At 73.2% G+C, this 20548-nt stretch carries 20 protein-coding genes; 13 read left to right on the plus strand and 7 right to left on the minus strand.

Translation table 11 applies throughout. The features are described from left to right. Positions 1 to 28 precede the first annotated feature (28 nt). Both STRAU_RS00770 and STRAU_RS00775 read left to right on the plus strand, forming a co-directional pair. Positions 29 to 1024 (plus strand): EamA family transporter, encoded by a 996-nt coding sequence (locus tag STRAU_RS00770; protein WP_037656878.1) that lies wholly within the window; start codon positions 29 to 31, stop codon positions 1022 to 1024. Between the two features lie 298 nt (positions 1025 to 1322). Further along, the gene (locus tag STRAU_RS00775) at positions 1323 to 2306 is read left to right on the plus strand and encodes a DMT family transporter (protein ID WP_037656880.1); all 984 of its coding nucleotides are present in this window, start codon (positions 1323 to 1325) and stop codon (positions 2304 to 2306) included. A 46-nt stretch (positions 2307 to 2352) separates the two neighbouring features. Here the strand turns inward: STRAU_RS00775 and STRAU_RS00780 are convergent, their stop codons facing one another. Together STRAU_RS00780 and STRAU_RS00785 are read right to left on the minus strand one after the other, a co-directional pair. Then, positions 2353 to 2997: an FMN-binding negative transcriptional regulator gene (locus tag STRAU_RS00780; protein ID WP_037656882.1), complete on the minus strand. Its 645-nt coding sequence runs from the start codon at positions 2995 to 2997 to the stop codon at positions 2353 to 2355. A 7-nt stretch (positions 2998 to 3004) separates the two neighbouring features. Continuing rightward, positions 3005 to 3706 carry a pyridoxamine 5'-phosphate oxidase family protein gene (locus tag STRAU_RS00785; protein WP_016638291.1) on the minus strand — a complete coding sequence of 234 codons (702 nt, stop codon included), beginning with the start codon at positions 3704 to 3706 and terminating at the stop codon, positions 3005 to 3007. A 122-nt stretch (positions 3707 to 3828) separates the two neighbouring features. Between STRAU_RS00785 and STRAU_RS00790 the strand changes: the two genes are divergently transcribed. Then, on the plus strand, positions 3829 to 5160 hold the full coding sequence (locus STRAU_RS00790; RefSeq protein ID WP_037656848.1) for an aminotransferase class I/II-fold pyridoxal phosphate-dependent enzyme: 1332 nt from the start codon (positions 3829 to 3831) through the stop codon (positions 5158 to 5160). Here the strand turns inward: STRAU_RS00790 and STRAU_RS00795 are convergent. Then, positions 5151 to 6167 (minus strand): DMT family transporter, encoded by a 1017-nt coding sequence (locus STRAU_RS00795; protein ID WP_016638293.1) that lies wholly within the window; start codon positions 6165 to 6167, stop codon positions 5151 to 5153. The genes STRAU_RS00790 and STRAU_RS00795 overlap by 10 nt on opposite strands. Positions 6168 to 6229: 62 nt before the next feature. Between STRAU_RS00795 and STRAU_RS00800 the strand changes: the two genes are divergently transcribed. Continuing rightward, positions 6230 to 7132 (plus strand): LysR family transcriptional regulator, encoded by a 903-nt coding sequence (locus tag STRAU_RS00800; RefSeq protein ID WP_037656850.1) that lies wholly within the window; start codon positions 6230 to 6232, stop codon positions 7130 to 7132. Between the two features lie 36 nt (positions 7133 to 7168). Here STRAU_RS00800 and STRAU_RS00805 read toward each other — a convergent pair whose 3' ends face one another. Beyond that, positions 7169 to 7648, minus strand: a complete 480-nt coding sequence (locus tag STRAU_RS00805) for a pyridoxamine 5'-phosphate oxidase family protein (RefSeq protein ID WP_016638295.1) — start codon at positions 7646 to 7648, stop codon at positions 7169 to 7171. 145 nt (positions 7649 to 7793) lie between these two features. Here STRAU_RS00805 and STRAU_RS00810 point away from each other — a divergent pair, with 145 nt between their 5' ends. After that, a complete protein-coding gene (locus STRAU_RS00810) occupies positions 7794 to 8438 on the plus strand; it encodes a cysteine hydrolase family protein (RefSeq protein WP_016638296.1) in 645 nt (214 codons plus the stop codon). Between the two features lie 89 nt (positions 8439 to 8527). Here the strand turns inward: STRAU_RS00810 and STRAU_RS00815 are convergent, their stop codons facing one another. Continuing rightward, positions 8528 to 8980 (minus strand): Rieske (2Fe-2S) protein, encoded by a 453-nt coding sequence (locus STRAU_RS00815; RefSeq protein ID WP_016638297.1) that lies wholly within the window; start codon positions 8978 to 8980, stop codon positions 8528 to 8530. A gap of 32 nt (positions 8981 to 9012) precedes the next feature. Continuing rightward, the gene (locus STRAU_RS00820; protein ID WP_016638298.1) at positions 9013 to 11205 is read right to left on the minus strand and encodes a S9 family peptidase; all 2193 of its coding nucleotides are present in this window, start codon (positions 11203 to 11205) and stop codon (positions 9013 to 9015) included. Between the two features lie 130 nt (positions 11206 to 11335). Between STRAU_RS00820 and STRAU_RS00825 the strand changes: the two genes are divergently transcribed. From STRAU_RS00825 to STRAU_RS00855, 7 genes are all read left to right on the plus strand, one after another. Beyond that, entirely contained in the window at positions 11336 to 12112 is a 777-nt protein-coding gene (locus tag STRAU_RS00825) for a HipA family kinase (RefSeq protein ID WP_016638299.1), read from the plus strand. Positions 12113 to 12117: 5 nt separating this feature from the next. Beyond that, on the plus strand, positions 12118 to 12549 hold the full coding sequence (locus tag STRAU_RS00830) for a DUF3037 domain-containing protein (protein ID WP_052028906.1): 432 nt from the start codon (positions 12118 to 12120) through the stop codon (positions 12547 to 12549). Between the two features lie 343 nt (positions 12550 to 12892). Beyond that, complete coding sequence (gene fabG / locus STRAU_RS00835; RefSeq protein WP_016638301.1) at positions 12893 to 13654, plus strand: 3-oxoacyl-ACP reductase FabG; 762 nt, start codon at positions 12893 to 12895, stop codon at positions 13652 to 13654. A gap of 48 nt (positions 13655 to 13702) precedes the next feature. Beyond that, a complete protein-coding gene (locus STRAU_RS00840) occupies positions 13703 to 14458 on the plus strand; it encodes an SDR family oxidoreductase (protein ID WP_037656853.1) in 756 nt (251 codons plus the stop codon). Between the two features lie 172 nt (positions 14459 to 14630). Next, the gene (locus STRAU_RS00845; protein ID WP_016638304.1) at positions 14631 to 16217 is read left to right on the plus strand and encodes an ABC transporter substrate-binding protein; all 1587 of its coding nucleotides are present in this window, start codon (positions 14631 to 14633) and stop codon (positions 16215 to 16217) included. Positions 16218 to 16298: 81 nt separating this feature from the next. Next, complete coding sequence (ung, locus tag STRAU_RS00850; RefSeq protein ID WP_016638305.1) at positions 16299 to 16982, plus strand: uracil-DNA glycosylase; 684 nt, start codon at positions 16299 to 16301, stop codon at positions 16980 to 16982. 125 nt (positions 16983 to 17107) lie between these two features. Next, positions 17108 to 17626 carry a hypothetical protein gene (locus STRAU_RS00855; protein WP_016638307.1) on the plus strand — a complete coding sequence of 173 codons (519 nt, stop codon included), beginning with the start codon at positions 17108 to 17110 and terminating at the stop codon, positions 17624 to 17626. Positions 17627 to 18584: 958 nt separating this feature from the next. On the opposite strand, the gene STRAU_RS00865 is transcribed toward STRAU_RS00855, so the two are convergent. Next, on the minus strand, positions 18585 to 19193 hold the full coding sequence (locus STRAU_RS00865; RefSeq protein ID WP_037656893.1) for a TetR/AcrR family transcriptional regulator: 609 nt from the start codon (positions 19191 to 19193) through the stop codon (positions 18585 to 18587). Positions 19194 to 19305: 112 nt separating this feature from the next. Between STRAU_RS00865 and STRAU_RS00870 the strand changes: the two genes are divergently transcribed. Next, positions 19306 to 20544, plus strand: a complete 1239-nt coding sequence (locus STRAU_RS00870) for an FAD-dependent monooxygenase (RefSeq protein WP_016638310.1) — start codon at positions 19306 to 19308, stop codon at positions 20542 to 20544. Positions 20545 to 20548: the final 4 nt, after the last annotated feature.

Genomic DNA, 20548 nt, shown 5'->3' on the forward strand with positions numbered 1-20548 from the left:
AAAAACGCAGGGCACTTCGCAGCCGAACCTGTCGGGGCGCGCGGAGGGCGCGGAGCGCGGCCGAGGATTCGGCCTGGGCCTCGCGCTGGTCTCGGCGTTCGCGTTCGGCGGCTCGGGCGTCGCGGCCAAGCCGCTGATCGAGGCGGGCCTCGACCCGCTGCACGTCGTCTGGCTGCGGGTGGCGGGCGCCGCCCTGGTGATGCTGCCGGTCGCCTGGCGCCACCGCGCGCTGGTGCGGCGCAGGCCCGCGCTGCTCGCGGGCTTCGGCCTCCTCGCCGTCGCCGGCGTACAAGCCTGCTACTTCGCCTCGATCTCCCGCATCCCCGTCGGCGTCGCCCTCCTCATCGAGTACCTCGCGCCGGCGCTGGTCCTCGGCTGGGTGCGGTTCGTGCAGCGCAGGCCCGTCACCAGGGCCGCCGCGTTCGGCGTGGTCCTCGCGGTGGGCGGGCTCGCCTGCGTCGTCGAGGTGTGGTCCGGACTGAGCTTCGACGCCGTCGGCCTGCTGCTCGCGCTCGGCGCCGCCTGTTGCCAGGTCGGCTACTTCGTCCTGTCCGACCAGGGCAGCGACGCGGGCGCGGAGGCGCCGGACCCGCTCGGCGTGATCGCGTACGGACTGCTCGTCGGCACGGTCGTGCTCACGGTGATCGCGCGGCCCTGGGGCATGGACTGGCAGGTGCTGGCCGGCAGCGCGGACATGGACGGCTCGGCGGTGCCCGCCTGGGCGCTGCTCGGCTGGATCGTGCTGGTCGCGACCGTGATCGCGTACGTCACCGGGGTGGTGTCCGTGCGGCGGCTCTCGCCGCAGGTGGCGGGCGTCGTGGCGTGCCTGGAGGCGGTCATAGCGACACTGCTGGCCTGGGTCATGCTCGGTGAGCGGCTCTCGGCGCCGCAGCTCGCCGGGGGCGCGATCGTGCTCGTGGGCGCGTTCATCGCCCAGTCGGCGACGGCCGCGAAGGCGGAACCCGCGGGGGCGGGCGTCTCAGATTCCGAAGAGGAGTTGTCGCCCAGCGGCAGCTCCGCCTAGGGTGCCGATCATGCACGCACGCGCACTCGTTCTTCCGCCGCCCGCCGCCTAGCGCGGGCCTCTCACGGATCATGTCCGGCCACCGGCCGGGCGGAACGGTGCTGCCCGCAGACGCCAGTCCAGGACCGGCGTCACCGGCCGTCCGCCGGTGCGTGCCCGCACACCCGTGAACTCCTGACACTCGTCAACTCGTGACACCCGTGAAGGTGTCCGTGTGTGCCCGCACGCCCCGCTCGCCCGTGACGCGGTCTTCTTCCTGAACTTCTGCGGAGATTTCCACGTGTCCAGCGTGTCCAGCATGTCGAGCGCGGCCGCCGCGCCCGCCGAGTCAACTGCCGTGTCCGGGCTGCCCGTCGGGCGCGGCCTGGTGTATCTGGGTATCGCCGGTGCCGCCTGGGGCACCGCCGGCGCCGCCGCCTCACTGGTCTTCGCGGCCGGCGACATGGGCCCCGTCGCCCTGTCCTTCTGGCGTTGCGCCGGAGGATTTCTGCTGCTGCTCGCCGCCCGGCTCCTGCGGCCGAAGCGCGCGGCACGCGCGGCGGTGCCCGTGCCGCGCCGCAGCAGGGTGCTGCGGATCACCGTCACCGGCCTGACCCTCGCCGTCTTCCAGACCGCCTACTTCGCCGCCGTCGAGGCCACCGGGCTTGCCGTCGGCACCGTCGTCACGCTCGGCGCGGGGCCCGTCCTCATCGCGCTCGGTGCCCGCATCGCCCTGGGGGAGAGGCTCGGGCTCGGCGGGGTCTGCGCGGTGGGCGGCGCGCTGGCCGGGCTCGGCGTGCTGTTCGTGGGCGGCGGGGACGCGGCCGTCCGCCCGTGGGGCGTCGCCTTCGCGCTGCTGTCGGCCGCCGGGTACGCCGCCATGACGCTGCTGACGCGGTGGTGGGGGCGCGACGGCGGCGCGGACGCCTCCGAGACGACGGTGTGGGCCTTCGCGGTCGTGTCGCTGTGCCTGCTGCCGCTCGCCGCCGCCGAAGGGCTCGTGCCGCACACCGGCCAACCCGTCCGCGTCCTGGGCTGCTTGGTCTACATCGCCGCCGTGCCGACGGCCCTCGCGTACGCGCTGTACTTCGCCGGGGCCGCGGCCGTCCGCTCCGCGACCGTTTCCGTGATCATGCTCCTTGAGCCGGTGAGCGCGGCCGTCATCGCCGTCGCCCTGCTCGGCGAGAAGCTGAACGCGGCGACCGTCGCGGGCACGCTTCTGATGCTCTCGGCGGTCACGGGACTCGCGGCGGCGGAGACGCGGGAGGCCGCGAGGACGCGGCGGGGAGCGGGGGCCGGCTGACGCGTGCGGGGCGGGCCGATTCGCGGCGGCCCGCCCGGCATGCCCGCTACCCCGTCAAGCGCCCACGCAGCTGGTGCGCGAGGGCGGCCTCGTCGCGCGGCCCTCCGCGCTCCTTGAGGTTTGTCGCGATGCGGTCCTGCACCTCCAGCGGCTTGTGGTGGGCGTACTTGAACTTCGCCTGTACGTCCACGACTTCGAGGGACAGGCCCCGGATGCCGGACAGCAGCCTGCCGAACGGCGCCTCTCCCACGGCGGTGGCCGCCGAGCCGCCGTCCGGCTGGAAGTGGCCGACCTGGCGGTTCAGGAGGGCGGCCTTCTCGGCGGGGTCGTCCACGACATGGGCGGTGCAGCGGAGCTGGACGGCGGCGTAGAAGCTGGTCGGCACGCCGTGCTCGGGCGGCGCGTCCACCGCGGCGCCCCACGGCCCCGGCACGAAGACGTAGTCGTCGACGACGCTCAGGACGACGTCCGGGTCCGCGTCGAGCGCGGCCCACAGCGGGTTGGGGCGCGCCAGGTGGAGCAGCACGCGACCGCGTGGGCCGGCGTCGGCGTCGTACACGAAATGCGTCGGCTGTATGTGCGGCGGCTCGCCCGGCAGGCCGTTCACGGCCAGCTGCCCGAAGTCGTGGTCGGCGAGCCACGCCTGCCATGCGGCGTCGGACGCCGGCGCGTCCCAGGGGTGGACGAGCATCGCCACGTCACACCTCGATGAGGTAGTCGGGGACCTCGATGCCCGGGGCGAGGTCCTCCGACGGGACGACGGGGTCGTAGCCCTTGCGGAGCGGGACGATCCCGGACCAGTAGGGCAGCTCCATGTCCTCCGGCTCGTCGTTCGGCGCGCCCGTGCGCATCTTGGCCGACACCTCGTCCAGGTCCAGGTAGAGCACGGCGGTCGCGGCGAGCTCCTTGGCGTTGGCGGGGCGCGAGTCGGTGGAGCGGCCCGGCACGACGTGGTCGACGAGGGCGTCCAGCGCGGTGCGCTTCTCCTCGGGGTCCGTGACCTGGCGCGCTATGCCGTGCACCATCACGGAGCGGTAGTTGATGGAGTGATGGAAGGCGGAGCGGGCCAGCACGAGGCCGTCGACATGCGTGACCGTCAGACACACCGGAAGCCCCGGGTCCGCCTCCTCGGCCGGTGCCGCGCCCGCCATCCGCAGCGGCCGCGAACCCGTCGAGCCGTGGACGTAGAGCCGCTCGCCGACCCTGCCGTACAGCGTGGGCAGCACGATGGGGGCGCCGTCGCGCACGAACCCGAGGTGGCAGACGTACGACTCGTCGAGGATCGCGTGCACCAGCGCCCGGTCGTACGCGGCGCGTTCGCGGGCCCGGGTGGGGACGGTGCGGTCGGTCGGTTCGTAAGAAGCGCTGTCCGGCGTGGCCGGCTGCGTCGTCGTCTCCATGGCCTTTTCCCTCTCCCTCGTCGCACGAGGTTCCCGTGGACCGCACATGGTCCCGCGGGAGCCTCGGCTGCGGCTTGCGTCTGTGACTTGCCTCAATATTGCACTAGTGCATAATGTTCTTTGTGCTAGGAGACTATCCGATCGAAGGGCGGCGCGCAGCCGAGATCGCGACCAGCGTGGAACGCGCGGTGGGCCAGGGCACCCTGGAGCCGGGCCAATCGCTGCCCCCCATGCGGGAGTTGGCGATCCACCTGGGCGTCAATCCCAATACGGTCGCGGCGGCGTACCGCACCCTGCGCGAGCGCGGTGTCATCGAGACGGCCGGGCGGCGCGGCAGCCGCGTGCGCAGCCAGCCGGCCACCACGGCCCGTGAGTACAGCCGCCTCGAGGTGCCCCCTGGCGTGCGGGACGTGGCGAGCGGCAATCCGGACACGGCCCTGCTGCCCCCGCTCACCGACGCCTTCACGACGGCCGCGGCGCAGGCGGACAAGGAACCCACCCTGTACGGGGAGGCCGCCGTCGTGCCGGAGCTCGGCCGCGCCGCGCGCGCCGCGCTGGACGCGGACGGGGTGCCGGACGGCCCCCTCGCCGTCACCTCCGGGGCGCTCGACGCCATCGAGCGGGTGCTCGCCGCGCGCCTCAAGGTCGGTGACGCCGTGGCCGTCGAGGACCCGGGCTGGGGCAGTCTGCTCGACCTCGTGTCCGGCCTCGGGCTGCGGCCGGTCCCGGTCCGCCTGGACGACGACGGGCCGCTGCCCGACGACGTGGAGCGGGCGCTGCGGTCCGGCGCGCGCGCCCTGATCGTCACCAGCCGCGCCCAGAACCCGACCGGCGCGGCCGTCGGCGCCGCACGCGCGCGTGCCGTCCGGAAGGTCCTTGCCGCGCACAAGGAGACGCTGGTCGTCGAGGACGACCACGGCCACGGCATCGTCGACCTGCCGCTGCACACGCTGGCGGGGGTCACGCACACCTGGGCCTTCGTCCGCTCCACCGCCAAGGCGTACGGCCCGGACCTGCGGCTCGCCGTGCTCACCGGGGACGCGGAGACCGTCGACCGGCTGCAGGGCCGGATCAGGTTCGGGCCCGGCTGGGTCAGCAAGGTGCTGCAGCGGGCCGTGCTGCACCTGTGGGAGAGCGGCGCCGTGGACGCGCGGCAGGTGGCGGCGGCGTACGGCCGCAGACGCGACGCGCTGATCGCGGCGCTCGCCGAGCGGGGCGTCGCCGCCCGCGGCCGCAGCGGGATGAACGTGTGGGTGCCGGTGCCGGACGAGACCGGCGCGGTCGCGCGGCTGCTGCACGCGGGCTGGGCGGTCGCCCCGGGGGCGCGGTATCGACTGAGCGCGCCCCCGGGGATGCGGATCACTGTCTCCACGCTGTCCGGCGACGACATCGACGCGATGGCGGACGCGGTGGCGGCGGCGGTCGGGCCGGCACCCGCCCGGCGCTACGGCTGACGGCGGGCGGCCCGCGGCCTGGACTGGGTCAGCGCGGCACCGGCAAGGATGATCACGGCGCCCACCGGAGTCGTCCAGGCCAGCGACTCGCCGAGCACGGCGACACCGGCCGCGGTCGCGATGACCGGGGTGAAGTACGTGACCATCTGCGCGGTCGTCGGGCCGACCTCGGAGACGATGTCGTACTGCACGAGGAAGGCGAGCCCGGTGCCGAGCGCGCCCAGAGCGACGACGGCCAGCAGCGGCACCATCGGGAAGTGACTCGGCATCGACGTGAACAGCGGGGTCACCACGGCCAGTTCGACCGTGGCGACGAGGAGCTGGGCGCCCGTCAGGGCGATGTTGGAGTGGCCGGAGCCCGCCAGCGTGCGGCGTACGTAGATCCAGCCGATGGGGTAGCAGAGCGAGGCGAGCAGGGCCAGCGCCGTGCCCCGCGCGTCCACACCGCTGAAGCCGTGCCAGGCGCCGAGGACCGTGAGGACGCCCAGGAAGCCGAGGCCGAGCCCGGCGACCCGGCGACGCGTCGGCCGGTCCTCGGAGAGGGCCACCAGCGACAGGGCCATGCCCCACAGCGGCGACGTCGCGTTGCAGATCCCGGCGAGCGTCGAGGGGATCGTCAGCTCCGCGTACGCGAAGAGCGAGAAGGGCGCCGCGTTGAGCAGCAGGGCCGCCACCGAAAGATGCGCCCACGTGCGCGGGGAGCGGGGCAGCCGCTCGCGCTTGACGACGAGCACGACCGCGACCACCACCGTGCCGAACAGCAGGCGGCCCAGCGTGACCTGGAAGGGCGCGTACCCCTCGGTGCCGACCTTGATGAACAGGAAGCTGAAGCCCCAGACCAGGGACAGGAAAGCGAACCGAACGCGCCAATCCACCTTCCGGCGAGCGCTCCCCGGCGTCTCCTGGTGTGTTGCGGAAGCGGCGGCGGCCTGTTCCTGTGACGCGGCGGAAACCGGTGCTTCGGGGAGTGCCTCTGGGGTGGCGGAGGTGGTCATGGTGCCCACCATGGATCAGCCAACGTCTTAGTACAAGCGAGTTTCTGTGCCCAGTAGCGCGTAGCATTGCTTACATGTTGAATTTGGAGCGCCTGCGGACCCTCGACGCCCTCGCCCGGCACGGCTCGGTGAGCGGCGCCGCGGCGGGGCTGCACGTGACCACGTCCGCCGTCTCCCAGCAGATGACCAAGCTGGAGCGAGAGGTGGGCCAGCAACTGCTCGCGAAGAACGGCCGGGGCGTGCGCCTCACCGACGCCGGACGGCTGCTCGCCGACCACGCCGCGCGCATCCTCTCCCAGGTCGAGCTCGCCCAGTCCGATCTGGAGCAGCAGCGCGGCAAGGCGGTCGGCGAGCTGCGGATCTCCGCGTTCCCCACGGCGATGCGCGGCCTGCTGCCCGCCGCGCTCTCGACCCTGCGCGCGCAGCACCCGGGCCTGTCGGTGAGCGCCGCGGAGCTGGAGCCGCAGCAGGCCGTCAACGGCGTCGTGCGCGGCGACCTGGACCTGGCGGTGGTCCTCGACTGGTACAACAAGCCGCTGCCCGTGCCCGACGGACTCATGAAGGCGCCCCTCCTCGACGACCCCGCGGACGTCGCGATGCCGACGGCCCACCCGATGGCCGACCGCGCGGAGGTGGACCTGGAGGACTTCGCGGAGGACGAGTGGATCACGTGGGCGGAGGGCGAGTTCTGCCACGAGTGGCTGATGTTCACGCTGCGCGCCAAGGGCTTCGAGCCGCGCATCGCCCACCGCGCGGAGGAGCACCACACCCAGCTCGCGCTGGTCGCGGCCGGGCTCGGGGTGTGCGTGGCGCCCCGTCTCGGCCGCGACCCGATGCCGACGGGCGTGCGGACGGTGCCGGTGCGGCACCGGGTGCGGCGGCATGTGTACGTGCTGTGGCGGGCGGACGCCGACCGGCGCCCGTCGATCAGGGCGGCGGTGGAGGCGCTGCGGGTGGCGGGGGCGGGGCTGGGGTGACCTCGCCCGGACGCTCGGCTGCGGCCGGGGTGGGAGCTACGGCCGGGGCTGCGGCTGCCCCAGCTTGCGGAAATCCCAGGAGACGACCGCGTCCGGAGTGAGCCGCAGCCACGCGTGGCGGCCGTCGTGCACCATCTCCTCCAGGCCGAAGATCTTGCGGGCGAACAGCCGCTCCGGCGCGTCGAGTTCGGGGCACGGCTCCCCGGTGCGCGGCGCCTCGCCCACGAAGCGCGCGGTGCCGGTCAGCTCCACGCCGCGCAGCTCCCCGTACTGCTCGCCCGCGTCCACGACCACGGCGATCCGCGGGTCGCGCCGCAGCTCGGCCCAGCGCTTGCTGCGCGTGACCGAGTACAACCACAGGGACGTGCCGTCCCACGCGAACCACAGCGCGCTGACGTGCGGGGCGCCGTCGGCGGACACCGTCGCGACCCGGCAGGTGCGCTCGGCGGCCAGAAAGGTGTCCAGCTCGCCCGGCGTCATCATGATCCTGCGGCCGCGGCGCTGTGTGGTGGCCATGCGTCGTCCTCCCCTTGCCCGTACGGAAACTGACCGGACGTCATAACTGACTAAGCGTCAGAAGAGCATGGAGCGTCTTCCGCCGCGACGCAATGCCGGTTAGCCTCCGCGCGCACCGCGATCGCCCCCACCGTGAGGGAGAGCCATGCCGTCGTACGAACAGCTCAGGGAGATCCTCGACCCCGCCACCACCGTCCTGATGACGGTCGAGTGCCAGCAGGGCGTCGTCGGTACGGAGAGCGCGCTGCCCGAACTCGCCGACGAGGCACGCTCGTCGGGGGCTCTCGTCAACGTCGCCCGCCTGGTCGCCGCGGCCCACCTCGGCGGCGTCCAGGTCCTGCACGCCGTCGCCGAGCGGCGCCCCGACGGACGCGGCGCCAACCGCAACGCACGGCTCTTCCGCGCCGCCGAACGGCTTCCCGTGCAGCAGCTCTCCGGCACGACGGCCGTGCGGATCGCGCCACCGATCGAGGTCGCGGAGGAGGACTTCGTCGTACGCCGTCTGCACGGCCTGTCGCCGATCGCGGGCACCGACGTGGACGCGCTGCTGCGCAACGTGGGTTGCCGCACCCTGATCGTCACGGGCGTCTCGGCCAACGTGGCGATCCCGAACGCGGTCTTCGACGCGGTGAACCTCGGCTACACCGCCGTCGTGCCCGCCGACGCCATCGCGGGCGTCCCCGCCGACTACACCCCCGCGATGGTCCGGAACACCCTCGCCCTGGTCGCCACCGTCACCACGACGGAAGAGGTGCTGGGCGCGTGGAAAAGGCCGCGCCGCGCCGGGTGAGAGCCCGGCACGGCGCGGCCCGGGGCCCGTCGCGCCCGGAGAGAACGCGGGTCGGCGCGCGTGGCGCGTCAGGCCGGCTTGGCGGCACGTCAGGCCAGCTTGATGGAGTCCCCGTCGACCGTGATGTCCTTCGCGGGCAGCGGCTTCGGCGCCGGATTCTGCTTCACGCTGCCGTCGGTGATGTCGAACTTGCTGCCATGGCAGGGGCAGTTGATGGTGCCGCCCTCGACGCTCGTCACGGGGCACTGCTTGTGCGTGCAGCGATTCGAGAACGCCTTGAACTGACCCTCCGTCGGCTGCGTGACCACCACGCCCTCGTCCTTGAAGATCTTGCCGCCGCCCACCGGGATGTCCGCCGTCCTGGCGAGAACGGCACCGCCGGCACCGCCGCCCTCCTCCTTCTCCGAGGCGTCGCCGGCGGGCTCCGAGTCCTTGTCGTCGTCCGAGCCGCAGGCGGCGAGCGCGGCGGCCAGGCCCGCGGCGCCGACCGCGGTGACGACGGTGCGGCGGGTGGGGCTCGGGTCTTCCCTGGAAGCAGTCATGCCGGATGGTACGGACGGCGGTTCCGCGTTGTTCAGGCGTTCAAGGACTTTTGCAGGAAGTCGAGCTCCAGATTCAGCAGATTGGCGGCAACGTCCTCCCGATCGACCAGGTGGCTCGCCCCGGGCAGCGGCAGGACGGTGTGCGGGCGGCCCGCGGCGAGCAGCGCCGCCGAGAGCCGCAGCGTGTGCACCGGCAGGACGTTGTCGTCGGCCAGGCCGTGCACCAGCATCAGCGGCCGCGCCAGGCGGTGCGCGTCGGCGAGCAGGGAGCAGCGGTCGTAGTGCTCCGGCTGGAAGCCGGGGTGCCCCAGGAAGCGCTCCTTCCAGTGGGTGTCGTAGAGGCGCAGGTCCGAGGGCGCCGCCCCGGCCACCGCCGCGTGGAAGACGTCCGGCCGGCGCAGCACCGCGCCCGCCGCCAGATAGCCGCCGAACGACCAGCCGCGGATGCCGACCCGACCCAGGTCGAGATCCGGGTGCAGCGCGGCCGCGGCCCGCAGCGCGTTCACCTGGTCGTCGAGGACGGGCGTCAACTGATCGCCGTACACCGCGTGTTCCCAGCCCCGGCCGCGCCCCGGCGTGCCCCGCCCGTCCGCGATCAGCACCGCGAAGCCCTGCTCGGCGAACCACTGGGCGACAACCGTCCACCACGCGCGCGCGTGCACCACGAGCTGGATCCCCGGCCCCGAGTAGGGACACAGCAGGACCGGCAGCTTCCCGGTCCCCGGGGTGTGCCAGGACGGCAGGAACAGCGCACCGCGCACCGCGCGCTCCCCGAGCGTGAGATGACGTGGCGCGGGCTTCACGACGGGCTCTTCGGAGAGCACGGCTATGTGCCCGTCCGGCTTCCCCGCGCGCAGCACGGTCACCGTGTGCCCGTCCGGCGTCCTGCTGTCGAGGACCACGGTGTCGCCGCCGACGGCGGCGGTGTGCACGCCCGGGCCCTCGCTGATGCGCTCCGGTTCGCCGGTACGAGGGCTGCCCGGTTCGCCGTCCTCGTCGAGCGCCGAGAGCGACCACACGTGGACGTCCGTAGGTTCGTCCGACGCGGTGAACCACACGCGCTCGCCCACGGTGGCCAGCACCTCGCGCACGTGGAGCCCCGGTGGAGTCAGTACGTTCCCCACGCGCAGGCCCGCGGTGTCGCGGTCGGCGTGCCAGTGCTGCACGGGCTTGCCGCCGGCCAGCCGGACCGGGGTGCCCGGCACGAGGTCGAGCCACGGGCTCTCCCGCTTGTGGCCGACCATCCGCGACTCGCCGCTCTCCGGGTCGACTTCGAGGATGTACGCCGCGCGCTGGTCGCGGGTCTGGAGCGTGACCAGCGGTCCGTACGCGTCCCAGCGCGCCCGCAGGACGTACTCCAGCGTGGTGTCCGTCCACGCGCCGTCCGTGGGGTGGTACTCCTCCGGCACCTTCTCCGGCGTGCGGACGGCCACGCGCGAGCCGTCCGTGCGCAGGATGTGCAGCGTCGTCTCCGCGTTGGCGGTGCCCGCCGCCGGGTAGGGCACGGAACGCGGAGGCCGGTCCGGCCGGGAGGGGTCCGACAGCCACCAGCGCCGCACGCGCGCGGTGTTCACGCGCGCGACGAGCAGGGCGTCGCCGTCCGGCGACCACCAGAACGCCCGGTGCCTGCCCATGGATTCGGCGGCGACATGATCCGCGAGTCCGTACGTGACGTCGTCGCCCTCGGGCTCGGCGAGCGCCCGGTCGCCCGTGCCGTCGGCGCCCACCACGCGCAGGGCGCCCCCGGTGACGTACGCGACGAGCGAGCCGTCGGGCGACGGGCGCGGGTCGACCACCGGCCCCGGCGTGTCGATCCGGCGCGGCGCGCCGCCGTCCGTCCGCACCGTCCACAGGGTGCCCGACAGCGCGAAGGCGACCACGCGCGCGTGGTCGTCGGCGGCGAAGGCCACCACCCCTTGGGATGCCTCCCGCGCGCGTTCCCTGCGCACGAGTTCGGCCTCGGGCAGCGGGCTGGTGCCGGTGCCGGTGCCGCCGAGCGTCAGCGGGTCCGCGAGCATCCTCTCGGTGCCGTCAGCGCCGTCAGCGCCGTTGGAGTTGCCGGTGTTGCCTTCGTACAACCAGAGCCTGCTGACCGGGTCGTCGCCCGCCGCCGAGCGCAGGAACAGCACGCGGGCGCCGTCCCGCGACACGGTGAAGCCGCGCGGGACGCCGAACGCGAAGCGGTGCGTGCGGGCGAACTGGGCCGGGAGATCAGGGGAGTTCATGGGGTGACTGTAGGCACCACGGAGGTGGTGCGGCAGGGGCGGGCGGCCGCCGCGCGGCGTCCGGGCGGATCGCCGACGGCGTCCCGGGGGAGCGGGCCGGAGTGTCCGACCCCCGCAGTAACCTGGGGCAATGCTCACCGAAGTCACCGCCGTCCGCTATGTCACGCCCCTGCGCGAGGGCGGATCGCTGCCCGGACTCGTCGAGACGGACGACGGCCGGGGGACGTACGCGACGTACGTCATGAAGTTCACCGGCGCGGGCCAGGGCCGCAAGACGCTCGTCGCCGAAGTGATCTGCGGGCAGCTCGCGCGCCGCCTCGGCCTGCGCGTGCCAGGGCTCACCGGGATCCGGCTCGACCCCGTGCTCGGCCTGGGCGAGCCGGACCAGGAGGTGCAGCAGCTCCTGAAGTCCAGCGGCGGACTGAACCTGGGCATGGAGTACCTGCCCGGCGCCCTCGGCTTCGACCCGCTGGCCTTCGTGGTGGACCCGCTGGAGGCCGGACGCGTCATCTGGTTCGACGCGCTGATCAACAACGTGGACCGCTCCTGGCGCAACCCCAACCTCCTGGTCCGGCACGGCGACGTCTGGCTCATCGACCACGGCGCGAGCATGATCTGGCACCACAACTGGCCCACGGCCCCGACCGCGGCCGCCAGGCCGTACGACGCCACCGACCACGTCCTCGCCCCCTACGGCCCCGACATCGCCGCCGCTGCCGCCGAGCTCGCCCCCCGGGTCACCAAGGAACTGCTCGCCGAGGTGACGGCCGACGTCCCCGACGCGTGGCTGGCCGGCGAGGCGGGCTTCGACAGCGCCGACGCCGTGCGGCGCGCGTACGCCGACGCGCTGCTCCCGCGCGCGGAGAGCATCCACGAACGGATCACCCTGGAAGGCGCCGCGAAGTGAGCGACATGACCGAGACGAACGAGGCTTCCGCGCGGGACGCCGCCCAGAGCCAGGCCCCCGCGCGGGACGTCTTCGAGTACGCGCTGCTGCGCGTCGTGCCGCGCGTGGAGCGCGGCGAACAGTTCAACGCGGGCGTCGTGCTCTACTGCCGCGCCAAGTCCTTCGTGGCCGCCCGCACCCATCTGGACGAGGCGAAGCTGCGGGCCCTGGACCCGGCGGCCGACGCGGCCGGCGTGCGGGCGGCGCTGCGGGCCGTCGAGGGCGTGTGCGCGGGCGGCGACGCGGCCGGGCAGGCGGCGGGGGACGACGCGGGGCGGCGCTTCCGGTGGCTGATCGCGCCGCGCTCCACCGTCGTCCAGCCGGGCCCGGTGCACACCGGCCTGACCGCGGACCCGGCGGCGGAGGTCGAGCGCCTCGTCGAGCTGCTGGTGCGCTAGCGCTTCGCTGGATGTGCGGTGTCGATCCTGCGGGCCGGTGGGGGCTGGGCGCGCCCGCGCGGCGGAGCCGCATATCGATACAGCCCCGCGCCCCTTACGGGGCGCGGTACCGCACCGGACTTCAGTGCGCTTCCGGGCCTCCGGGTGACGTAATGAGTCACAGTGCGCCGGGCTGCCGTTGACACCGCGTGCCAAGGCTTCTAGCGTCTCGTCTGCTGAAGGTACTAAGCGGTCGCTCACCAGGGGGCATGCCGCGGAACCGAGCCTTCGGGAAGACCGGAACCGCACCTCCAGAAGATCCGCACCGCACAAGAGCCGCATCCCAAGGGCGAGGAGAGCCAGCATGTCCACCACTGAGCAGCGCGTCGCGGTCGTGACCGGAGCAGCGCGAGGCATCGGCGCGGCGACCGCCGTCCGGCTCGCCGCCGAGGGCCGCGCCGTCGCCGTGCTCGACCTCGACGAGGCCGCCTGCAAGGACACCGTCGAGCAGATCACCGCCGCCGGCGGCAAGGCCGTCGCCATCGGCTGCGACGTGTCCGACGAGGCCCAGGTCGAGGCCGCCGTCACCCGCGTCGCGGCGGAGCTCGGCGCGCCGACGATCCTGGTGAACAACGCGGGCGTGCTGCGCGACAACCTGCTGTTCAAGATGAGCGCGAGCGACTGGGACACGGTCATGAACGTGCACCTGCGCGGCGCCTTCCTGATGTCCCGCGCCTGCCAGGCGCACATGGTGGACGCGGGCTTCGGCCGCATCGTGAACCTCTCCAGCTCCTCCGCCCTCGGCAACCGCGGCCAGGTGAACTACGCGGCCGCCAAGGCAGGCATGCAGGGCTTCACCAAGACCCTCGCCAAGGAGCTCGGCAAGTTCGGCATCACCGCCAACTCCGTGGCCCCCGGCTTCATCGTCACCGAGATGACCAAGGCCACCGCCGAGCGCGTCGGCATGGGCTTCGAGGACTTCCAGGCCGCGGCCGCCACCCAGATCCCGGTGCAGCGCGTCGGCAGGCCCGAGGACATCGCCAACGCCATCGCCTTCTTCGCCGGCGACGCGGCGGGCTTCGTGTCCGGCCAGGTCATGTACGTCGCCGGCGGCCCGCTCAACTAGCGCCCCCGCTCGAACCAGCCACCAGCACCAGCGCAAAGGACAGCACAGATGGCAGTGCAGGACAGCGGCAAGGCGGCGCTCATCACCGGCGCGAGCCGTGGCATCGGCTATGGCATCGCGGAGGCCCTGGTCGCCCGCGGCGACCGCGTCTGCATCACCGGACGCAACGAGGACGCGCTCAAGGAGGCCGTGGAGAAGCTCGGCGCCGACCGCGTCATCGGCGTCGCCGGCAAGGCCCACGACGAGGCGCACCAGGCGGTCGCCGTGGAGCGCGCCATGGAGGCGTTCGGACGGGTCGACTTCCTGATCAACAACGCCGGTACGAACCCGGTGTTCGGGCCGATGGCCGACCTCGACCTGAACGTCGCCCGCAAGGTCTTCGAGACGAACGTGGTCTCCGCGCTCGGCTTCGCCCAGCTCACCTGGAAGGCATGGCAGAGCGAGCACGGCGGCGCCATCGTCAACATCGCCTCGATCGCCGGGGTCGCGCCCTCGCCGTTCATCGGGGCGTACGGCATGAGCAAGGCCGCCATGGTCAACCTGACCCTGCAGCTCGCGCACGAGTTCGCGCCGAAGGTGCGGGTCAACGCGATCGCTCCGGCGGTGGTCAAGACCAAGTTCGCGCAGACGCTGTACGAGGGCCGCGAGGAGGAGGCCGCGGCGGCCTACCCGCTCGGCCGGCTCGGTGTGCCGTCCGACATCGGGGGCGCGGCGGCGTTCCTGACCTCGGAGCAGTCCGACTGGATCACCGGTCAGACGCTCCAGGTCGACGGCGGCATGTTCCTCAACGCGGGCGTCGGCTGACCGACTCCGGACAGACCCTGACGAGCCCTGACGAACCCTCGCAGGGGTCGATGTTGCGGACGTATGTGACGTTCTCGCCCATGAAGTGCCCCGCCGGTGAGCCGAGTTGGCACGGCGGGGCACTGCGGTATGGTCTGCCGATCCATGGCACGGCGGACCGAGGAGCGTGCACGTGTTCAGAAGAGTTCACCCGCGGTGCCTGCGGCCGTTCACGCTGCTGGCGTCCCTGTCCCTGGTCGCGGGATGCGGTGTGCTGTCCTCCGAGGGCGCGGACGGCGAGGACGCCATCACCGTCGGCACCACGAGCGCGCCGAGCACCCTCGATCCCGCCGCGGCCTACGACGGCTCCTGGGAGCTGTACCGGAACGTCTTCCAGACGCTCCTGAGCTTCCCCTCGGGCGCCACCCAGCCCCAGCCCGACGCCGCGGAGCGCTGCAGGTTCACGGACGGCTCCAGCATGGTCTACACGTGTACGTTGCGCGACGGCCTGAAGTTCTCCGACGGCGACACGCTGGACGCGCGGGCGGTGAAGTTCTCCATCGACCGGATGCGGCGCATCGACGTCAAGGGCGGTCCCGCCGGGCTGCTCGGCGCGCTGCGGACGGTCGAGACCAAGGGCGACCGGACCGTCGTCTTCCGGCTGCGCAAGCCGGACGCCACGTTCCCGTTCGTGCTCGCGACACCCGCGATGTCGATCGTCGACCCCAGCGAGTACCCGGCCGACAAGGTGCGCGAGGGCAACGAGATCAGTGGCTCCGGGCCGTACGCGCTCAAGGACTACCGCCCCGGGGACCGGGCCGAGCTCGTCAAGAACACCCACTACGAAGGCGCGGCCGACCGCAAGAACGACGCCGTGACCATCCGCTACTTCCGCGACTCCGACGCCATGGTGGACGAGCTGCGCGCCAAGGAACTGGACGTCACCTTCCGCGGCCTCGGGGCGCAGGACATCGTGGAGCAGCAGGGCCCCGACAAGAAGAGCGGCATCCGGCTCGTCGAGGGCGCCGGCGCCGAGATCCGCTACCTGGTGTTCAACCCCGAGGACCCGTGGGCGCGCCGGCCCGCGGTGCGCAAGGCGTTCGCCCAGGTCATCGACCGCGGTGCCATAGCCCACAAGGTCTACAAGGACACCGTGGAGCCGCTGTACTCGATGGTCCCGCGCGGGGTCACCGGGCACGGCACGGGCTTCTTCGACGAGTACGGCAACCCCAGCGCGGCCAAGGCGAAACGAATCCTCAGGGCGGCCGGGATCACCGAACGCGTACCGCTCACCCTCTGGTACACCACCGACCGCTACGGCTCGGCCACCGCGCCGGAGTTCGCGGAGATCAAGCGGCAGCTGGAGGACTCGGGCCTGTTCCGGATCACCATCAAGGGCGTGCCGTGGCAGCGGTTCGACAAGGAGTACAAGAACGGCGAGTACCCGGTCTTCGGGCGCGGCTGGTTCCCGGACTTCCCGGACGCGGACAACTTCATCGCGCCCTTCGTGGGCGAGCGCAACGTCCACAACCTGCCGTATCCGTCCCCGGAGCTGACCGAGGAGGTGCTGCCGCGCTCCCGCCGCGAGGCCGACCGGAGCAACGTCGTCGACCAGTTCAGGCAGGCACAGCGGATCCTCCTCGACGACGTGCGGCTGCTGCCGCTGTGGCAGGGCAAGCAGTACGTCATGTCGAGCGAGGAGATCTCCGGCGGGGAGCGGGCCCTCGACCCCTCGGCGATCATGATGATGTGGGAGCTGGGGCGCAAGACCAGCTGGTAGCTCCCGGGGGGCCCGCTGATTGTCAGTGGCCGCCGGTAGGTTCTGAGGTGCAGAACTGAACGCACCTCGGAGGTTGTTGACGTGACCGACATCGCCATGCTGCCCGCGTCCTGGCGCGGAGTCCTCGGCGAGGAACTGCAGAAGCCCTACTTCAAGGAGCTCACCGAGTTCGTCGAGGAGGAGCGGGCGAAGGGGCCGGTCTTCCCGCCGCGCGAGGAGGTGTTCGCCGCCCTGGACGCGACGCCGTACGACCAGGTGAAGGTCCTCATCCTCGGCCAGGACCCGTATCACGGCCAGGGCCAGGGCCACGGCCTGTGCTTCTCGGTCCGCCCCGGGGTGAAGACCCCGCCCTCCCTGCGGAACATCTACAAGGAGATGAAGGAGGAGCTCGGTCACCCGGTGCCGGACAACGGCTATCTGATGCCGTGGGCCCGCCAGGGCGTGCTGCTTTTGAACGCGGTCCTGACGGTCCGCTCCGGCGAGGCCAACTCCCACAAGGGCAAGGGCTGGGAGAAGTTCACGGACGCGGTGATCCGCGCGGTGGCCGAGCGGCCCGACCCCGCGGTCTTCGTCCTGTGGGGCAACTACGCCCAGAAGAAGCTCCCCCTCATCGACACCGAGCGGCACGTCGTGGTCAAGGGGGCGCATCCCTCGCCGCTGTCCGCGAGGAAGTTCTTCGGCTCCCGCCCCTTCACGCAGATCGACGAGGCGGTCGCGGCCCAGGGCCACGAGGCCATCGACTGGCGCATCCCCGACCTGGGCTGAGCAGGCGGGAGCGCCCCGCTCCGCACCGCGCCTGACCGCGATTGTCAGTGCTGCCCGCTAGCGTCGGCATCGGTTGGTGGGACTGCCCTCCGGCAGCCCCACGGCCGACGGACGACTGACATCCGATGGCGGACGCGGAGGGCCACGCGGTGGCGGAGCAGCAGGAACAGACGGCGGAAGACGAAGACGCCATGATGACCCGGATCGGGCAGGCGGTCATGCTCCAGCACGCGGGCGACCGCGAGGAGGCGCAGACACGCTTCCTCGCGCTCTGGTCGGAGATCGGCGAGGAGGGCGACCCCCTGCACCGCTGCACCCTCGCGCACTACATGGCCGACACGCAGGCCGACCCCGCCGACGAACTCGCCTGGGACCTCAGGGCGTTGTCGGCGGCGCACGAGCTGACGGACGAGCGCGTCGGCGCCCACCACCAGTCCCTCGCGGTGCGCGGCTTCTATCCCTCGCTGCATCTGAACCTGGCGGCGGACTATGTGAAGCTCTCCCGCCCGGAGGCTGCCCGCAGCCATCTGCGGCAGGCGCGCGGCGCGGTGGGCGCGCTCGGCGACGACGGCTATGGGGACGGCATCCGGGCGGCCCTGGAGCGGCTTGAGGCACAGGTGGGGGAGGGGGCTGTGGAGGAGTAGGGGGAGCCTGGGGTGCCGGGTGCCGGGTGCCGGGTGCCGGGTGCCGGGTGCCGGGTGCCGAGTGCGGGTTGCCGGATGCCGGGCCGCCGGGCGCCGGAGGTCGGCTCGGTGGCGCCCGCCCCTGGCTCAACGCCCGTACGCCTCCACGCAGATGACCGCCTCCCTGCTGTCCGGCTTCCATCCTCCGTGCCTCTTCCCCAGGGCGCACAGCTCGACCGCGGTGTGCGTGTGCGCGTGTGCGAGCGGAGGCGCGGCATGCGGGGATGTCGACTTGTCGCTGTGGCCATGGTGGCGACCCCGGTGGCCGTCGCCGTGCCGCGGCCGGTCCGGGCGTTCGCGGCGGGCGGGGCTTGTGCGCGTGGGGCTGGCTTCGGTGGTGGGCGAGGCGGACGGGGCCGAGCGGCGGGCGTCCGGGGCGGCAGTCGGCGGGGACGCGGTGGGGAACGGCGCGCCTGGAGGGCCCACGCGCTCCAGGGAGTCATGGGCCGGAGCCTCCACGGCCCGCGACGGCCGGGTTGACGGCGTGGGGGAGGGAATCGCCGGATCCGCGGCCGCCCTGCCGTCGACCGGGCTTCCGTCGACCTCCCTTCCGTCGGCCGCCGCGCCCCGCCAAGTCGTCCGCTCGGCGCCGGTGCATCCGGAGAGCGCCAGCACGGCGACGGTCACGAGGAGCACCGCTGTGGCCGTCTGAAACACCGCCGTGGCGGCTCGAAGCGGTGCGGTGGCCGTTCGAAGCGCTGAGGTGGTCGCTCGAAGCGTGACGGTGGTCGTCCGAAGCATGGTGGTGGTCGTCCGAAGCGCTGCTGTCGTCGTCGATCGCTGCACCCGCGCCACTCTGCTGCCCCCGGCGCACCCCGGGGCGGCGAACCAACCCGCGTCCTCCGCACGGGTGACACCGGCGCGCGCGACACCGGATCACGCGCGCCCCCTGGCGGCGCGACCGCCCCGGTGCGGGCCCTCACTCCTGGGCGTCCCCGTCGAGCATCCCCCGCAGCAACTCCGCCGCCCCGGCCCGCAGTTCGTCCAGTGTCGGTGTCGCCGCGTGGTAGGAGCCCGCGACGCACGAGAACATCATGCCGTCGCACCACGCCACCAGTGACAGCGTGTGCCGCTCCGGCTCCTTGGAGCCCGCCGCAACCATCAGCGCGGTCAGCGGCTCACGGAACTGGGCGCCCGCCGTGTCGTAGTACGTCCGCAACTCGGGGCGCCGGGTGGCCTCCAGGGCCAGCTCGTAGCGGGACAGGAGCAGGTCGCGGTGGGTGTCGCCGGCCAGGAAGCGGTGCAGGGCCAGGGCGAGGCCGGTGACCAGGGAGTCACGGTCGTCGGCCGGGCCGGGGAGTTCCCTCGGGGTGAGGACGTCGTTCTCCCGCTCGGCCTGCCGGCGCACCGCGGTCTCCAACAGGGCCTGCCGCGTTCGGGCGTGGTTCGAGGTCGACCCCAGAGGCAGCCCCGCCGCCTCGTCGACCGCGCGGTGGGTGAGGCCCCGCATCCCGCGCTCGGCGAGCAGGGCCAGGGCGGTGTCGGCGATGAGTTCGGTGCGGGCTGACCCCGTGGCACGTACAGGCATGAGGCCCACCCTACCGCCGTCACTACGGATGTAGTACGTTCGGTATCGCGGGCACTACATTTGTAGTTGCCGAGCTGGTGCCCGTGCCAAGCGTGCGCGACAAGGAGAGATCATGGCCGAAGCAGCGAATCCTCCCGAGCTCCACGCCGTCGTCATAGGAGGCGGCATAGGCGGGCTCACCGCGGCCATCGCCCTGTACCAGTCCGGCTGGCGCGTCACCGTCCTGGAGCGCGCCGGGACCCTGGAGCCGGTGGGCTCCGGCATCGGCCTCGCCCCCAACTCCCAGCGCGCCCTTGACGTTCTGGGCCTCGGCGACCGGGTGCGCGAGCTCGCCGCCTGGCAGGGGGCGGGCGGGATGCGGGCGCAGGACGGCCGCTGGCTCGTGCGGACCAGCGCCGCCGCGACGGCACGGGCGTTCGGCGGCTCGCTGGTGCTGCTGCACCGCGCCACGCTCATCGACCTGCTCGTCGGCGCCCTGCCCGCCGACTGCCTGCGCACCGGCGTCGACGCCCGCCTCACCGATCGCGGCGGCCCCGGCCGCAAGGCCGTCGTCACGACCGGCGACGGCGCCATCGAGGCCGACCTCGTCGTCGGCGCCGACGGCATCAACTCCGCCGTACGGACGGCCCTGTTCCCCGCCCACCCCGGGCCCGCGTACACCGGCTTCACCGCCTGGCGGCTCATCGTGCCCGCGCCCGGGCGCCCCTTCGAGCCGCACGAGACCTGGGGCCGCGGCGGCGTCTGGGGCACCCAGCCGCTGAAGGACGGCCGGGTGTACGCGTACGCCACCGCGCTCGTCCCGGAGGGCGGCCGCGCGCCCGACAGCGAGAAGGCCGAGCTGGAGCGCCGGTTCGCGCGCTGGCACGACCCGATTCCCGAGATCATCGCCGCGGCCCGGCCCGAGGACGTCCTGCGCAACGACGTGCGCCACCTCATCGAGCCGCTGCCCGCCTACCACCGGGGCCGCACGGCCCTCCTCGGCGACGCCGCGCACGCCATGGCGCCGACGCTCGGCCAGGGCGGCAACCAGGCCATCGAGGACGCCGTCGTGCTCGCCCACCACGTGCCCCCGCGCGGCGACCTCGCCACGGGCCTCGCCGCGTACAGCGCCGTACGGCTGCCGCGGACCACGGCCATCGTGCGGCAGGCCGCCCGCACCGCCCGCCTCAACCACCTCACCAACGGCGCGCTGCTGGCCGTACGCGACACCCTGATGAGCACGGCCCACCGGCTCGGCCCGAACATGATCATGCGAGGGTTCGCGTCGATCGCCGACTGGCAGCCGCCGGGGCCCCCGTATGCTGCGGGAACGGACGCGGGGGCGCAGGAGCGTCGCGTCGCACGACGGTAGGGAG

This window comes from Streptomyces aurantiacus JA 4570, from assembly GCF_000414115.1.
GTDB lineage: Bacteria > Actinomycetota > Actinomycetes > Streptomycetales > Streptomycetaceae > Streptomyces > Streptomyces aurantiacus_A.

What these genes read in the sequence shown, in the direction of transcription:
- STRAU_RS00775 (WP_037656880.1), top strand. Translation starts at nt 1,323, where the DNA reads ATGTCGAGCGCGGCCGCCGCGCCCGCCGAGTCAACTGCCGTGTCCGGG.
- STRAU_RS00780 (WP_037656882.1), bottom strand. Translation starts at nt 2,997, where the DNA reads ATGCTCGTCCACCCCTGGGACGCGCCGGCGTCCGACGCCGCATGGCAG.
- STRAU_RS00785 (WP_016638291.1), bottom strand. Translation starts at nt 3,706, where the DNA reads ATGGAGACGACGACGCAGCCGGCCACGCCGGACAGCGCTTCTTACGAA.
- STRAU_RS00795 (WP_016638293.1), bottom strand. Translation starts at nt 6,167, where the DNA reads ATGGTGGGCACCATGACCACCTCCGCCACCCCAGAGGCACTCCCCGAA.
- STRAU_RS00800 (WP_037656850.1), top strand. Translation starts at nt 6,230, where the DNA reads ATGTTGAATTTGGAGCGCCTGCGGACCCTCGACGCCCTCGCCCGGCAC.
- STRAU_RS00805 (WP_016638295.1), bottom strand. Translation starts at nt 7,648, where the DNA reads ATGGCCACCACACAGCGCCGCGGCCGCAGGATCATGATGACGCCGGGC.
- STRAU_RS00810 (WP_016638296.1), top strand. Translation starts at nt 7,794, where the DNA reads ATGCCGTCGTACGAACAGCTCAGGGAGATCCTCGACCCCGCCACCACC.
- STRAU_RS00815 (WP_016638297.1), bottom strand. Translation starts at nt 8,980, where the DNA reads ATGACTGCTTCCAGGGAAGACCCGAGCCCCACCCGCCGCACCGTCGTC.
- STRAU_RS00820 (WP_016638298.1), bottom strand. Translation starts at nt 11,205, where the DNA reads ATGAACTCCCCTGATCTCCCGGCCCAGTTCGCCCGCACGCACCGCTTC.
- STRAU_RS00825 (WP_016638299.1), top strand. Translation starts at nt 11,336, where the DNA reads ATGCTCACCGAAGTCACCGCCGTCCGCTATGTCACGCCCCTGCGCGAG.
- STRAU_RS00830 (WP_052028906.1), top strand. Translation starts at nt 12,118, where the DNA reads ATGACCGAGACGAACGAGGCTTCCGCGCGGGACGCCGCCCAGAGCCAG.
- fabG (WP_016638301.1), top strand. Translation starts at nt 12,893, where the DNA reads ATGTCCACCACTGAGCAGCGCGTCGCGGTCGTGACCGGAGCAGCGCGA.
- STRAU_RS00840 (WP_037656853.1), top strand. Translation starts at nt 13,703, where the DNA reads ATGGCAGTGCAGGACAGCGGCAAGGCGGCGCTCATCACCGGCGCGAGC.
- STRAU_RS00855 (WP_016638307.1), top strand. Translation starts at nt 17,108, where the DNA reads ATGGCGGACGCGGAGGGCCACGCGGTGGCGGAGCAGCAGGAACAGACG.
- STRAU_RS00865 (WP_037656893.1), bottom strand. Translation starts at nt 19,193, where the DNA reads ATGCCTGTACGTGCCACGGGGTCAGCCCGCACCGAACTCATCGCCGAC.
- STRAU_RS00870 (WP_016638310.1), top strand. Translation starts at nt 19,306, where the DNA reads ATGGCCGAAGCAGCGAATCCTCCCGAGCTCCACGCCGTCGTCATAGGA.